The following is a 13,497-nucleotide window of genomic DNA, read 5'->3' as shown; positions in this document are numbered from 1 at the left end:
GTCCATGCGCGGGGGTCGGAAGGGGCGGTCGGCGGCTTCGAGCGATGCAAAGACGCAACAACTGCCATGTCGAGATGTCGGTTGAGTGATCGTGCAAAAGGCGCGACGCTCTGCGTCGGCGCGGCACGACAAGCGACATAATATAAGAAACGACAGGAGCGTCCAGGATGACGGAAACACTTCAGGGCAAGCATATCGTGGTGACCGGTGGCACCGGGGCGCTGGGTGCCGCGGTCGTCGGCAAATTGCTAGCGGACGGCGCGATCTGCCATGTGCCCAATGCCCACGCGTCGGCCCCCTCGCATTTCCCCTTCGCGGCCCATGATCGCGTCCGGCTGGCGCACAATGTCGATCTCGCCGATCCCGCCAAGGTCGATGCCTTCTATGACAGCGTTCCCGAATTGTGGGCCTCCATCCATCTGGCCGGCGGCTTTGCCATGGCCCCCGTCGAGAAAATCGAATCCGCATCCTTTGCCGAAATGATGGACACCAACGCCCGCACCGCCTTTCTGTGCTGCCGCGCGGCAGTGCGCTCCATGCTTGGCTCGGCCACTGCAGGCCGCATCGTCAATGTCACGGCGCGTGCTGGGCTCGACCCGCGCCGAGGCGCCGGCATGGTCGCCTATGCCGCCAGCAAAGCGGCAGTGGCAGCGATGACCGTGGCGATGGCGGAAGAGCTGAAGCACAAAGGCATACTGGTCAACGCGGTGGCGCCCTCGACGCTCGATACGCCGGCCAACCGCGCCGACATGCCAGACGCCGATTTCGGCAAATGGGTCAGCCTCGAAGCCGCCGCCGAGGCAATCGCCTATCTGGCATCACCGGCCAATCTGGCGATGAACGGCACGCTGGTGCCGCTCTACGGCCGCGCCTGAAGTTCCGCCGCCCAGAGCGGCTCATTTGGTTTGGCTTCCGATGGCGGCCTTTGCCGACCTCGCCTGATCTACAGCGGAGGTTGGCCACCGCCGACGCCTCCACGGCATTAGAAGGCCTGCGATTACGTCAGGTTCGAGACCCCCACTTCCACGACCTCGACTGCGTCGCCGATGGCGATCGCGCCGGCGTTGTTGGGAATGGCATTCTGGCCGAAGATGATGCCGCCCTTGGCGGAGCGGTGGAGTTTGCCAAGCGTCTCCAACGGCTCGCTCGGGTCCGGCTGCTCGCCGCTCAACGGATCTCGGGTGGTGATGACGCAGCGCGAGCAGGGCTTTGCGATCCGCAACTCCACCGTGCCGATGCGGATCGTCTTCCAGCTGTCTTCAGGCCATGCGCCTTCTGCGTCGACGACGATGTTTGGCCGGAACCGCGCCATCTCGATAGGCCTGGCAAGATGGCTGTTCAGATGGTTCAGCGAGCCCGTCGTGGCGATCAGCAGCGGAAAACCGTCGGCAAAGCCGACGTAATCGCCAGGCTGGCCGAATTCCGCATCGACCGGCCGGTTTCGCGGATCGTCGAAATAGACGAGATCGACGGGCCGGCCAACAATAGCCGAGAGATAGGCGCCGGCGGCCGGATCGCCCGGCCGCGCGGCAACCATATCCTTCCAGATCTTGACTTGCCGGAGCGCGGTGCCGGGAGCCGGAGCCTCGACGAAGTGCGAGCCATGCCTGTCATGTTTCAACAGGATGCCCGTTCCGCGATGCTCGACGTCGATCGTCGTCATATCAGGTATCTGGCGAATGGTGAGGAATTGCCCATCCTTGTCGACGACCATCCAACGGCGGTCGCCTTCCATGCCCATTGTCTCGATGTCGGCGCTCGGCACGGCATGGCCGCGCAGGCTCTTGACCGGATAGCGATAGAGTTCGACGACCTTCATCGCGCATGCTTCTCCGTTGCCCGAAGGGCCGGACTTCCGTGTTTACGTCTGCAACGACAGCCGAGCCTACAGCCGCGCATGCGGAATTGAAGGGGTTCCGCCGTCTTTGTCTTGTGCCAACCGCGTCGCCGAGCATGAAAAAACCCGCGAGCCTTGCGGCCCGCGGGTCTTCTTGTTCAAGCCGCGCGTGAGGCGCAGCCGAGGTTTACGCTTGCGCGAAGCGACTTACGCGCTGCGCGCGAAGCGGCTTAGCTGCCCTGCTTCTTCAGCGCGGCGCCAAGGATGTCGCCCAGCGAAGCGCCGGAGTCGGTAGAGCCGTACTGTGCGACGGCTTCCTTCTCTTCGGCGATTTCCAGCGCCTTGATCGAGACCTGCAGCTTGCGGGTCTTCTTGTCGAAGGCGATGACGCGGGCGTCGAGCTTCTGGCCGACCGAGAAGCGCTCGGGGCGCTGCTCGTCGCGGTCACGGCTGAGGTCGTTGCGCTTGATGAAGGTCTCGATGCCGCTGTCGACCAGCCGCACTTCCAGACCGCCATCCTTGATGCCCGTGACTTCGCAGGTGACCACCGCGTTCTTGCGCAGTTCGCCTGAAGTCGCGGCTTCGCCGACCGTATCCTTGGCCAGTTGCTTGATGCCGAGCGAGATGCGCTCCTTGTCGATGTCGACGTCGAGCACCTGCGCCTTGACCATGTCGCCGCGATTGTACTCTTCGATGACCTGCTCGCCCGGACGGGTCCAGTCGAGGTCGGAGAGGTGCACCATGCCGTCCACGTCGCCTTCGAGGCCGATGAACAGGCCGAACTCGGTCTTGTTCTTGACCTCGCCCTCGACCTGGCTGCCGACCGGATGGCTCGCGGCAAAAGCCTGCCACGGGTTTTCCAGCGTCTGCTTGAGGCCGAGCGAGATGCGGCGCTTGGCCGGATCGACCTCGAGCACGACAACATCGACTTCCTGCGTCGTCGACAGGATCTTGCCGGGGTGCACGTTCTTCTTGGTCCACGACATTTCCGAAACGTGGATGAGGCCTTCGATGCCCGGCTCCAGCTCGACGAAGGCGCCGTAGTCAGTGATGTTGGTGACGGTACCCTTGATCTTCTTGCCGATCGGGAACTTGGTGCCGATCTCGGACCACGGATCGCTCTCGAGCTGCTTCATGCCGAGCGAGATGCGGTGGGTTTCCTGGTTGATGCGGATGATCTGCACCTTGACCGTCTGACCGATGTTGAGGATTTCGGTCGGATGGTTGACGCGGCGCCACGCCATGTCGGTAACATGCAGCAGGCCATCGATGCCGCCGAGGTCGACGAACGCACCGTAATCGGTGATGTTCTTGACGACGCCTTCGACAACCTGGCCTTCTTCGAGGTTCTGCACGATTTCCGAACGCTGTTCGGCGCGGCTTTCCTCGAGCACGGTGCGGCGCGACACCACGATGTTGCCGCGGCGGCGATCCATCTTGAGGATCTCGAAGGGCTGCGGGTTGTGCATCAGCGGGGAGACGTCGCGGATCGGGCGGATATCGACCTGGCTGCGCGGCAGGAAGGCCACGGCGCCGTCGAGGTCGACGGTGAAGCCGCCCTTGACCTGGTTGAAGATAACGCCTTCGACGCGCTCACCCTTGGTGAACTTCTCTTCGAGTTTGACCCAGCTCTCTTCGCGGCGGGCTTTGTCGCGCGACAGGACGGCTTCGCCCAGTGCGTTCTCGATGCGCTCGACCATGACCTCGACGGTGTCGCCGACCTTGAGCGTCGAGTCCTTGCCCTTGACGCCGAATTCCTTCAGCGGCACGCGGCCTTCGACCTTGAGGCCGACATCGATGATGGCCATGTCTTTTTCGATCGCCAGGATCGTGCCCTTGACGACCTGACCTTCGCCGGAATGACCGGTGGTAAATGATTCTTCGAGCAGGCTCGCGAAATCGTCGCGAGTGGGATTTGCAGCTGACATATTTTCTCCTGGAGTGCCCCGCATCTCTTGCGGGACGGGCGCCGTGGGTTAGCGTTGCGTTGGCCTGCCGGCGTTCCGGGCTACAAAAGCCCTGGGCCGCCTAAGCGGCAATTCCGGCGCATGAAGAATGCTGGCAGGCTGGTTCGTGCCCGATATGGGTATTTTCTTCGCCTCCGGCAACGGAAACGCGGGGAAAACCTCAGATCAGGCTTTGTCTCTCTTGGCCAGGGCGTCGTCGATGATCGCTTTGGCCGCTAGAAACGCGGCCTCTATAGCCATTTCGGAGGTATCAAGCAAGTGCGCGTCCGCCGCCGGCTTCAGCGGCGAGTCGGCGCGGCCCATGTCGCGCTCGTCGCGGCGCACGATATCGGCAAGGATTTCGGCGTAATTGGCAGTGCCGCCGATGCTCTCGATCTCCGCCAGCCGGCGCTGCGCGCGCACCTGCGCGCTCGCCGTCACATAGAGCTTTATGTTGGCGTCAGGGCACACGACCGTGCCGATGTCGCGCCCGTCGAGCACCGCGCCCGGCGGCGTTTTGGCGAAATCGCGCTGCTTTTCGACCAGGATGCGCCGAACGGTAGGGTAAACCGCTACCTTCGAAGCCGCTTCGCCGACAGCATGCGCCGACAAGACCGCCCGGTCGAGCTTGGCTAGATTGACCTGGCGGGCAGCGGTTTCGGCGGCCGAGACATTGTCGAGCGGCAGCGCGTGCCGGATCAACGCATGGGCGACCGCGCGATAAGTGAGGCCGGTGTCGAGCAGGTTGAGACGGTAGTGGTCGGCCAGCCGGCGGGCCAGCGTGCCCTTGCCGGCGCCGGCCGGGCCGTCGATGGCTATGGTGAAGGTGTGGGTCATGGTCGGGCCAAAGAAAGGTACAGGCGCCGCGATCCTTCACACCCCCCTCTGTCCTGCCGGACATCTCCCCCGCAAGGGGGGAGATTGGCGGCTTTGGCGCCCTGCTCAATTCTGTAGCGTTGAAGACTAGCGAAGGCTGCGGTGACGGCTGATCTCCCCCCTTGCGGGGGAGATGTCCGGCAGGACAGAGGGGGGCGCTGTCCCGCCGACATCTCTGCTAGCTTTGCGCTTGGCATCAACCTACCCGATCTCCGCACCGAGCCCCGTCATCAGCCCCATGAACTCCGGGAAACTCGTCGCGATCATGGCGGCGTCGTCGATGGTCACCGGCTTTTCCGTTGCCAGCCCCATTACCAGGAAGCTCATGGCGATACGATGGTCGAGATGCGTCTGCACCGTCGTGTCCTGGCCATTGGGATGGCCGCCCAGCCCCTTGCCGCCGGGCTTTCCGCGCACCGCGAGCGAAGCTTCGCCTTCGGTGCAGTCGACGCCGTTGAGCTTCAGCCCATTGGCAACCGCTGCCAGTCGGTCGGATTCCTTCACCCGCAACTCTTCCAGCCCCTGCATAAGCGTCTCGCCCTCGGCGAAGCTCGCGGCAACAGCCAGCACCGGGTATTCGTCGATCATAGACGGCGCCCGCTCGGGCGGCACGGTGACGCCCTTGAGCTCGGAGTAGCGCACGCGCAGATCGGCGACATCCTCGCCGCCGGAATTGCGCGGGTTCAAGATGCCGATCTGGCCGCCCATTTCCTGCAGCGTTAAAAGCAGCCCGGTGCGGGTCGGGTTCATCAGCACGTTCTCGATGACGATGTCCGAACCCGGCACGATCAGGGCCGCGACCAGCGGGAAGCCGGCCGAGGAGGGGTCGCCGGGCACGGCGATGGTCTGCCCCGTCAATTTGCCCTGGCCCTCGATGAAGATGTGGCGCACGCCGCGCTCGTCGGTCTCGACCGAGAGATTGGCGCCAAATCCCCTAAGCATCTTTTCGGTATGATCGCGCGTCATCACCGGCTCGATCACGGTGGTGATGCCGGGCGTGTTTAGGCCTGCCAGCAGCACGGCCGACTTCACCTGCGCCGAGGCCATCGGCACGCGGTAGGTAATGGGTGCGGCGTGTTTCGGCCCATGCAGCGTGATCGGCATGCGGTCGCCCGGCGTCGCCTTCAGCACCTGCACGCCCATCTGGCGCAAGGGTTCGAGCACGCGGCCCATCGGCCGTCCCGACAGCGATGCGTCGCCGATGAAGGTGGTTTCCATGTCGTAAGTGCCGACAAGGCCCATTGTGAGGCGGGAGCCGGTGCCGGCATTGCCGAAATCGAGCGGGCCTTCCGGCTGCAGCAGCGCGCCATTGCCGGTGCCGCGGATCACCCACTCGGCGCCGCGCTTCTCGATATGCGCGCCCATCGCCTTCATGGCGGCAGCCGTGCGCATCACATCCTCGCCTTCGAGCAGGCCGGTGACGCGGGTTTCGCCGGACGCGAGCCCGCCGAACATCATGGAACGGTGCGAAATCGACTTGTCGCCCGGCACGCGAGCGGTGCCGGAAAGGGCAGATGATTTGCGGGCGGTGGCCGGCTTGGCAGCGGCGGCGTGAGACATGGAATTTCCCTGGACGGAATGCCGGCGCACCGGCGCTTTTCATTTGTTGCGGCGGTCTCGTATCACGGCGGGGGGAAATGGTCATCCCCATGGTCGCCGCTTGGCGCGAGGCCTTTCAGTGCTTGGTTTTGTGACGCCGGCTTTTCGCTTTGACAGCGCGGTAAACTGTGGTTAAGGGGACCACTCTTTTACTGACGAGGCTTGACGTGGCAAAAAACGAACTTGGCACAAAGCGTGTCGACCCTGAAACGGGCCGAAAATTCTACGACCTGAACAAGGACCCTATCGTCTCGCCCTATACGGGCAAGACGTATCCGCGTTCCTATTTCGAGGACGGCAAGATCGCCGCCCTCGAAGAGGAAGAGGAAGTGGCCGAGAAGGAAGTGGACGCCGAGGAAGAAGAAGGCGTTGAAGTCGTCTCGCTTGAAGAGGCCGACGAAGACGTCAAGGCCGGCGACGAGCTTCCCGACCTGGGCGACGACGAGGACGATGTCGATCTAGGCGACGATGAGGACGATACTTTCCTTGCGGACGAAGAGGAAGAAGACGACGATGTCGCCGACATGATCGGCGTCGGCGACGACGACGACGAAGTCTAAGAACGCTTCGAACGCATGCATTTAGCGGCGTTCACGGGCTATGACGAAAAAGCGGCCCTCGAAGGCTTGATCTTCAGGGAAGGCGGGGTTAGAAGCCGCCTGCACTAAACGGCGCGGTCCTGAAACCCGCGCCGGACCTCTCGCCGGCAACGGCGACGGCTGACTGCCGGAGTGGGGCCATAGCTCAGTTGGGAGAGCGCTTGAATGGCATTCAAGAGGTCGTCGGTTCGATCCCGATTGGCTCCACCAAACAGTCTGCAATGTTTCCATGCATTTAGCATCGCGGCTTGCTTAACGCTGTTACTGTGATTAGTTCCGGGGCACCGCAGTGTTTCACGTCGACGGATTCCACTGCGGGCACACTTTGCCGACAGGTGTGGCTTCCTAGCTACATACAAAGTTGCAGGCATATTCTACTAGTTGCCTGACATTCTGCTGGGGATTCCGATGAAAGCCTTTCTTTTCGCTTCACTTATCGCGCTTTCGGTGACCGCGCCGGCAATCGCCGCCGACACCATTACTGCTCCTGTGGACACCCCTGAATGGACCTGGCAAGGACCTTACGCTGGTATCTTCGGCGCGGGAACGCTGGAGCACTACAAGATCGATGAGCCGAACATTGGCGCCGGAGCTACCCACAGCCCCGGCTCGGCAACAATCGGCGGCTTTGCGGGCTATAACTTCCAGTCGGGCAAGATTGTCTACGGCGTCGAAGGCGAGCTTGGGTATCGCTTCAAGAAGAACACCTTCAACGACATTCCTGGCCCAGGCGTCCTCGACGCTTCCACCGGGTTGTTTGGCTCTGTAAAGGGTCGAGTCGGAATGGACATGGGAGCGTACATGCCGTTCGTCACGGCGGGGGTAACCGCCGCAAAGTTGAAGACGTTCTATCCAGGTGGTGACGCGGAGCGCGATGCCACCTTGGTAGGCGGCATCGTTGGAGCAGGTTTAGACGTCGCACTCACCCACAACGTGTTTTTGCGCGGAGAGTATGATTTCTCCTTCTTTGGCAAGAAATCGCTAGAATATTGCGGTGGCGGGTGCACACTCGAACACACGGTTCAGACGCACGACTTCCGCGTCGGCGTCGCGATGAAATTCTAGCTGTTAGCAGCACGAGCCTTGCTGAACTGGTCGCGTGTGCGACTTGCCGCAAAGGTCGACCTTAGCGGAATGGCGATCAGCGGTCTCGAGAACGGATTCAGGAAATCGCGTCCTCACGATATCGCGGCAGTCCGCAAAGCGTTTGAAGAGGCCGGAATCGTCTTCACCGTCGAAGGCACTCCCTCGCTAGCCCGCTCAGAAGGTGATAGCGGCCTCGCCACCGACAACAGACAGTGGCGCCGGCGGCAGAGCAAATAATAAGGGCGAAAAGCACGGGCGACCGATGAAGAACGTCCGGGTGCGACTGAACATCCTCGCTCCAAGGATGTTCTTGGGCCGCACGAAAAAGCCCGCCAGCTTGAGCTGGGGGCAATCGGTCTGGAGTAGCTGGAATGAGCCAGCATAGACGAACGAGCGGCGGGTTGGATGGTCCCTTTACCTGCCTGGCTTACCAGCCACCGCTCTCCAAGGCTCCCATAGACCTACGCCTGCTAAGTCGTCACGTCGAGCGCGTGAGTGGCCGTCACCTTGCCAACCTTGGCAATTGTCACGCAGATCGCCCGGACCAGGCTCGGTAGCGCAAGATAACACGAAATGCCGCCGGTGGCGCGAACGCGAAGGCCAAACCCGATCCGCTCGCTGTCGAATACAGAAGTCCGTGCCGTTCGGCTTCGTAGCGCCCACCACGCGCTTTGTGATTTTGACTGATTTGGCGCCTTCGGACATACTGTGGCACCGCTTGGAGGGTCGGGGCACCGCCAGGGCACCATAAAATAGACAACCCGGCGACACTCACGGAAGCACCGTAGCTGATTTGCGTTGAAACTAATAACTTCCCGGACACTGGCTGCAACGCACGGAAACAGAACGAAAGAAAGGCCCTATGAATGGCATTCAAGAGGTCGTCGGTTCGATCCCGATTGGCTCCACCAAACAGTCTCTTTCCGACGCTCGGTTTCGCGGCATTCATGCTTGTCGCCTGCCAGTCGGCGCCTGAACCATCATCGCCGCCGCCAGCGCCCGCACCTCAGCCCATGGCGCCTGCCGCGATCTCTGCTCCGGATGGTGCGGCGGTCCTCGATCCATCCGTGCGGGTTATGCCGCCCGGCGAAGGCGTCCCGGCCAAATATGTCGCGTTTTCCGGCATATGGGGCGGACAGCTGGACGGGATGTATGACGGCAAGCTCGCCGTGCTGACGATTACGCGCGGCGGCAATGTCACCGCCACCTATGCCTGGGGCGATGTCGCCGACAACAAACCGGGCGTGGCCGATGGCGAAGGCAAGATTTTCGGCAACACGTTGAAACTGCGGCGCCTTCCCAATGGCGCGGACGTCAGCGCGGTCATTCAGGCGGACGGAACGCTGGCCGTCACCTATGGGCTTGCCGACCGAACCTATACGGGCACGTTCACCAAGCAGTAATCGCGAGAGCGAGTGTCAGCCTACGGTTCGCGCCTGCCCCGATCAGTGCAGGCCGAATTCGCGCAGCAGTTCTTCGCGATAGCGCACGAAGCGGCTCTCGCTGCGCTCGCGCGGGCGTGGCAGGTCGATGTCGATCAACCGCGCCGCGCCGCCTTTCTCCTTGGGCAGGATCAGCACCCGGTCGGCAAGATAGATCGCCTCCTCCAGATCGTGGGTGACCATCACCATGGTGACGTTCTCCTCGCTCCAGATGCGCGCCAGTTCCTCCTGCATGCCGATCTTGGTCATGGCGTCCAGCGCCCCCAGCGGCTCGTCGAGCAGAAGGATCTCGGGCTGCACGGTGAGCGCCCGGGCGATGCCGACGCGCTGCGCCATGCCGCCGGAAAGCTGGCTCGGAAAAGCATCCGCGAATTCGGCAAGGCCGACCAGGGCGACGTAGAAGCGGGCGCGTTCCTCGGCTTGTCTCTTGGGAACACCGCGCACTTCGAGGCCGAACGCGACATTGCCGAGCACGCTCAGCCACGGCAGCAGCCGCGGCTCCTGGAAGATCACGGCACGCTCGGCGCCGACGCCATGCACCGGCTGGCCGTCGATCGCGACACCGCCGCTGTCGGCCGCCTCCAGCCCGGCCAGAATACGCAGCAGCGTGGTCTTGCCGGAGCCGCTGGCGCCGACAATGACCAGGCATTCCCCCGAACGAATGTCGAGGTTGAGCGTCCGCAGCACGGCAAGCTGGCGCCCGCCGAGGCTGAAGGATTTGGACAGGTCGCGGATCGAGACCTCCCCGCCGCGGTTGGAACCGGTCATCTCATCTCTCAGCTATTTCAGAGCTCAGTTGATCTTGGTTTCGCCGGGCCGGTACAGGATGTCGGCGGCTTTCAGCTTGCCCTTGGCCAGACGGCCGTCGCGCTCCAGCACGGCGACCCAGAAGTCGATGTCGCGGTCGGTCGCCTGCGCACCTTCGCGCAGACCAAAGCCGGTCCAGTAGCGGGCGAGATCGCCGTTTTCACCGCGCTTGTCGAGGATAGTGGCCAGCACCTTGCGGGCTTCGTCCGGGTTCTGGCGCGACCAGTCCGAGGCGCGCGCCGACTGTTCGACGAAGTTGCGCGCCGCATCCGGGTTGGCGGCAATGAAGTCGCGCCTGAGTACGACGAAGCCGCCGGCGAGTTCGCCGAGCACCTGCGTGTCGTCGAACACGCCGCGCACGCCGCCATTGGCGACCAGCGCGCCGGCAAAGGTCGCCTGCCAGTAGCCGAGGCCGGCAATGTCGACCTGGCGCGAGCGCAGCGTCTGCTCAAGCTGCGGGCCGGGCACGACAATGAGGTTGGCGGCGGTCGGCGGCAGGCCGACGCTGTGCAGGGCCTCACGCACCGTATAGTCGAGATGAGCGCCGAGCGTGTTGACCGAGATGGTCTTGCCGGCAATGTCGGCGATCGATTTGATCGGGCTGTCTTCCAGCACGTAGAAGACGCTCTTCACATCCTTGTTGATGCCGTTGCTCGGATACGCCGCGACGAAGTCGTTGCCGCCCGAGATCGAGTTGATCACCGCCGCGGTGGCGGCCGAGCCGATGTCGACGCTGCCGGAAGACAGCGCAAACAGCGATTCCGGTCCACCCGAGGAATAGCCGACATTCTCCAGCTCGACGCCGAGCCCTTTGAAGTAGCCGAGCTCGTCGGCCAGCTCGTGCGGGGAGATGCTGCCACGGCTGGCGAGGTAGCGGAACTTGACGGCTGCGGCTTGCGCAAAGGCCAGGCGCGGCAGGCCGGCGGCGATGAGGCCGGCGGCAAGCGGCGCGCCGGCAAGCAGCGAACGGCGGGTGATTTTCATGATCGGGTCCTTGTGAGGTAAACGGTGAGGGGCGGACTGCTCAGTTGACAGGATTGCTCCAGCGACAGAGCCGCCGCTGCAGGGTGACCAATGCCTGGTTGGCGATCAGGCCAAGCCCGGCGAGGATGACGATTGCCGCAAACATCAGCGGGATCTGGAAATTGTACTGCGCGTTCATCACCTGGAAGCCGATGCCCTTGTTGGCACCGATCATCTCGGACGCGATCAGCAGCAGCAGCGCCGTGGTGGCGCTCAGCCGCAAGCCGACGAAGATCGACGGCACGGCGCCCGGCAGTACGACGCGGCGAAACACGGTGAGCCGGCTTGCACCATAGACGCGCGCCATTTCAAGCAGCTTGGGATCGACTTCCTTGACGCCGCTGGTGGTGTTGAGCAGCAGCGGAAACAGCGTCGCCCAGAAGATGACGAAGATCTTCGAGGTCTCGCCAAGTCCCAAGAGCAGGATGAACACCGGGTAGAGCGCCAGTGCAGAGGTCTGCCGGAACACCTGCAGGATCGGATCGAGCGCGGTTTCGACCGGGCGCACCTGGCCCATGAACAGGCCGAGCGGAATGGCGACGGCGACGGCTGCGGCAAAGGCGATGCCGGCGCGCTGCAGGCTGATGGCGATGTCGCCGAGCAGGCTGCCGCCGGCAAGCCCCTTCCAGAGCGCTTCGACGATCATGTCGATCGGCGGCAGCACCGCCGCGTTGACCCATCCGACGCTGCTCGCCACCTGCCAGAGCGCCAGGAAGCCGGCAAGCACGCCGTAGCGCTTCAGGAAGCGAACAGCAGCCCGGCCGCCGAGGCGCAGGAAGTCGGTGCCGAGCCCGGTTTCGCCACCACTGCGGCGAACCGTGATTTGCCGATCGATGTGCTGCAATGTCATTGTTTCACCCGTTCGGCTACGCGGATCATTCGGCGGCAAGGACGGTCGAGCGAGCGACGGTCCATGGATTTTCCGGCCGCCTGAGGCCGAGGTTCTCGCGCAGCGTGCGGCCTTCGTAAGCCGTGCGGAACAGGCCGCGCCGCTGCAGCTCGGGAATGACCAGGTCGACGAAATCGTCGAGCGCGCCGGGCAGCCAGGGCGGCAGGATGTTGAAGCCGTCGGCCGCCTCGCTGGTGAACCATTCCTCCAGCTGATCGGCGACCTGCGTGACGCTGCCGACGATGGTGTAGTGGCCGCGCGCCGTCGCTACCCATTGGTAAAGCTGGCGGATGCTGAAATTGTGCTCGTCGGCAATCTGCCGGATCAGCGCCTGGCGGCTTTTCATGCCTTCGGTTTCCTTGCTCGGCGGCAACGGGCCGTCGAGCGGATAGCCCCTGATGTCGAGCGTCTGGCCGGCAAGCCCGTTGAGCAGCGCAACACCGTCCTCGGGCAGGATAAGGTCGTTAAGCTGTTGGTATTTGGCACGGGCCTCGTCCTCGGTGCGGCCGACGAAGGGCGCGACGCCCGGCATGATCAGCACCTGGTCGGGATCGCGGCCGACTTCAGCCACGCGCGCCTTGATGTCGCGGTAGAATTCCTGCGCCGTCTCAAGCTTCTGATGGGCGGTGAAGATGACCTCGGCCGAGTGCGCGGCAAGCCCACGGCCGTCTTCCGACTGCCCCGCTTGTACGACAACCGGATGTCCTTGCACCGGGCGCGGCACGTTGAGCGGACCCTTGACGCTGAAATGCTCGCCCTTGTGGTCGATGTCGTGCAATCTGTCCTTGTCGTAGAAACGGCCCGACTGCTTGTCGCGGATGAAGGCGTCATCCTCCCAGCTGTCCCACAGCGCCTTGACCGTCTCGACATGCTCATGCGCCCTGGCATAGCGCTCGGCATGGCTGGGCTGGACGTCGCGGTTGAAATTGCGTGCCGTTTCGTCGCCGGCCGAGGTCACCACGTTCCAGCCGGCGCGGCCGTTCGACAACAGGTCGAGCGAAGCGAATTTGCGCGCCAGCGTGTAAGGCTCCTCATAAGTGGTGGACGCCGTTGCGATGAAGCCGAGATGCGTCGTCAGCGGCGCCAGCGCCGCAAACAGCGTCACCGGCTCGAAGCCGGCGATCTTGGCGTTGCCGCCCTCGCGGGCGCCGAGGCCGACGGTCAGGTTGTCGGCCAGGAAATAGGCGTCGAACAGGCCGCGCTCGGCGGTCAGCGCCAGCTGCTTGTGGAACTCGAAATTGGTGGCGCCGTCGGCCGGCGCATCGGGATGACGCCAGGCGGCGATATGCTGCCCGCCGCCGGGCAGGAAAGCGCCGAGCTTGATCTGCCGCGGCCTGCTATCGGACTTGCTGGCTCGAGTCATTGCAGGCGTCCTTCTGGTCTATGCGGGATG

At 63.5% G+C, this 13,497-nt stretch carries 12 protein-coding genes and 1 tRNA gene; 5 read left to right on the top strand and 8 right to left on the bottom strand.

Going from position 1 to position 13,497, the window contains the following annotated elements; genetic code table 11:
• Nucleotides 1–167: 167 nt before the first annotated feature.
• The gene (locus NKK52_RS27020; RefSeq protein WP_023683534.1) at nucleotides 168–875 is read left to right on the top strand and encodes an SDR family NAD(P)-dependent oxidoreductase; all 708 of its coding nucleotides are present in this window, start codon (nucleotides 168–170) and stop codon (nucleotides 873–875) included.
• A 122-nt stretch (nucleotides 876–997) separates the two neighbouring features.
• Here the strand turns inward: NKK52_RS27020 and NKK52_RS27015 are convergent, their stop codons facing one another.
• The 4 genes from NKK52_RS27015 to aroA form a co-directional block, all read right to left on the bottom strand.
• Nucleotides 998–1,819 (bottom strand): MOSC domain-containing protein, encoded by an 822-nt coding sequence (locus NKK52_RS27015; RefSeq protein ID WP_023683535.1) that lies wholly within the window; start codon nucleotides 1,817–1,819, stop codon nucleotides 998–1,000.
• Nucleotides 1,820–2,067: 248 nt separating this feature from the next.
• Nucleotides 2,068–3,765 (bottom strand): 30S ribosomal protein S1, encoded by a 1,698-nt coding sequence (gene rpsA / locus NKK52_RS27010; protein ID WP_023671316.1) that lies wholly within the window; start codon nucleotides 3,763–3,765, stop codon nucleotides 2,068–2,070.
• Between the two features lie 204 nt (nucleotides 3,766–3,969).
• Entirely contained in the window at nucleotides 3,970–4,620 is a 651-nt protein-coding gene (gene cmk, locus NKK52_RS27005; RefSeq protein WP_023683536.1) for a (d)CMP kinase, read from the bottom strand.
• Nucleotides 4,621–4,860: 240 nt separating this feature from the next.
• Entirely contained in the window at nucleotides 4,861–6,219 is a 1,359-nt protein-coding gene (aroA, locus tag NKK52_RS27000; RefSeq protein ID WP_023683537.1) for a 3-phosphoshikimate 1-carboxyvinyltransferase, read from the bottom strand.
• Between the two features lie 206 nt (nucleotides 6,220–6,425).
• On the opposite strand from aroA, the gene NKK52_RS26995 reads away from it, so the two are divergent.
• The 4 genes from NKK52_RS26995 (at nucleotide 6,426) to NKK52_RS26980 (ending at nucleotide 9,346) form a co-directional block, all read left to right on the top strand.
• Nucleotides 6,426–6,818: a TIGR02300 family protein gene (locus tag NKK52_RS26995; protein ID WP_023683538.1), complete on the top strand. Its 393-nt coding sequence runs from the start codon at nucleotides 6,426–6,428 to the stop codon at nucleotides 6,816–6,818.
• Between the two features lie 173 nt (nucleotides 6,819–6,991).
• A tRNA-Ala gene (locus tag NKK52_RS26990) sits at nucleotides 6,992–7,067 on the top strand.
• Between the two features lie 198 nt (nucleotides 7,068–7,265).
• Nucleotides 7,266–7,922, top strand: coding sequence for an outer membrane protein (locus NKK52_RS26985; RefSeq protein ID WP_023683539.1), 657 nt, complete (start codon nucleotides 7,266–7,268; stop codon nucleotides 7,920–7,922).
• A gap of 1,034 nt (nucleotides 7,923–8,956) precedes the next feature.
• Nucleotides 8,957–9,346: a hypothetical protein gene (locus NKK52_RS26980; RefSeq protein WP_023683541.1), complete on the top strand. Its 390-nt coding sequence runs from the start codon at nucleotides 8,957–8,959 to the stop codon at nucleotides 9,344–9,346.
• 42 nt (nucleotides 9,347–9,388) lie between these two features.
• Here NKK52_RS26980 and NKK52_RS26975 read toward each other — a convergent pair whose 3' ends face one another.
• From NKK52_RS26975 to NKK52_RS26960, 4 genes are read right to left on the bottom strand one after another with little or no spacing between them, the layout of a single operon-like run.
• On the bottom strand, nucleotides 9,389–10,153 hold the full coding sequence (locus NKK52_RS26975; protein ID WP_023683542.1) for an ABC transporter ATP-binding protein: 765 nt from the start codon (nucleotides 10,151–10,153) through the stop codon (nucleotides 9,389–9,391).
• 24 nt (nucleotides 10,154–10,177) lie between these two features.
• Nucleotides 10,178–11,176, bottom strand: coding sequence for an ABC transporter substrate-binding protein (locus NKK52_RS26970; protein WP_023671310.1), 999 nt, complete (start codon nucleotides 11,174–11,176; stop codon nucleotides 10,178–10,180).
• A gap of 40 nt (nucleotides 11,177–11,216) precedes the next feature.
• Nucleotides 11,217–12,065, bottom strand: a complete 849-nt coding sequence (locus NKK52_RS26965) for an ABC transporter permease (RefSeq protein ID WP_023683543.1) — start codon at nucleotides 12,063–12,065, stop codon at nucleotides 11,217–11,219.
• 25 nt (nucleotides 12,066–12,090) lie between these two features.
• On the bottom strand, nucleotides 12,091–13,467 hold the full coding sequence (locus tag NKK52_RS26960; protein WP_023683544.1) for an LLM class flavin-dependent oxidoreductase: 1,377 nt from the start codon (nucleotides 13,465–13,467) through the stop codon (nucleotides 12,091–12,093).
• Between the last annotated feature and the right edge of the window lie 30 nt (nucleotides 13,468–13,497).

This window comes from Mesorhizobium sp. C277A (assembly GCF_040324395.1).
GTDB lineage: Bacteria > Pseudomonadota > Alphaproteobacteria > Rhizobiales > Rhizobiaceae > Mesorhizobium.
The sequence above is the reverse complement of the archived record's forward strand: the minus strand, read 5'-3'. Positions and strand labels throughout refer to the sequence as shown.

What these genes read in the sequence shown, in the direction of transcription:
- aroA (WP_023683537.1), bottom strand. Translation starts at nt 6,219, where the DNA reads ATGTCTCACGCCGCCGCTGCCAAGCCGGCCACCGCCCGCAAATCATCT.
- cmk (WP_023683536.1), bottom strand. Translation starts at nt 4,620, where the DNA reads ATGACCCACACCTTCACCATAGCCATCGACGGCCCGGCCGGCGCCGGC.
- rpsA (WP_023671316.1), bottom strand. Translation starts at nt 3,765, where the DNA reads ATGTCAGCTGCAAATCCCACTCGCGACGATTTCGCGAGCCTGCTCGAA.
- NKK52_RS26985 (WP_023683539.1), top strand. Translation starts at nt 7,266, where the DNA reads ATGAAAGCCTTTCTTTTCGCTTCACTTATCGCGCTTTCGGTGACCGCG.
- NKK52_RS26970 (WP_023671310.1), bottom strand. Translation starts at nt 11,176, where the DNA reads ATGAAAATCACCCGCCGTTCGCTGCTTGCCGGCGCGCCGCTTGCCGCC.
- NKK52_RS26965 (WP_023683543.1), bottom strand. Translation starts at nt 12,065, where the DNA reads ATGACATTGCAGCACATCGATCGGCAAATCACGGTTCGCCGCAGTGGT.
- NKK52_RS27020 (WP_023683534.1), top strand. Translation starts at nt 168, where the DNA reads ATGACGGAAACACTTCAGGGCAAGCATATCGTGGTGACCGGTGGCACC.
- NKK52_RS26960 (WP_023683544.1), bottom strand. Translation starts at nt 13,467, where the DNA reads ATGACTCGAGCCAGCAAGTCCGATAGCAGGCCGCGGCAGATCAAGCTC.
- NKK52_RS26980 (WP_023683541.1), top strand. Translation starts at nt 8,957, where the DNA reads ATGGCGCCTGCCGCGATCTCTGCTCCGGATGGTGCGGCGGTCCTCGAT.
- NKK52_RS26975 (WP_023683542.1), bottom strand. Translation starts at nt 10,153, where the DNA reads ATGACCGGTTCCAACCGCGGCGGGGAGGTCTCGATCCGCGACCTGTCC.
- NKK52_RS27015 (WP_023683535.1), bottom strand. Translation starts at nt 1,819, where the DNA reads ATGAAGGTCGTCGAACTCTATCGCTATCCGGTCAAGAGCCTGCGCGGC.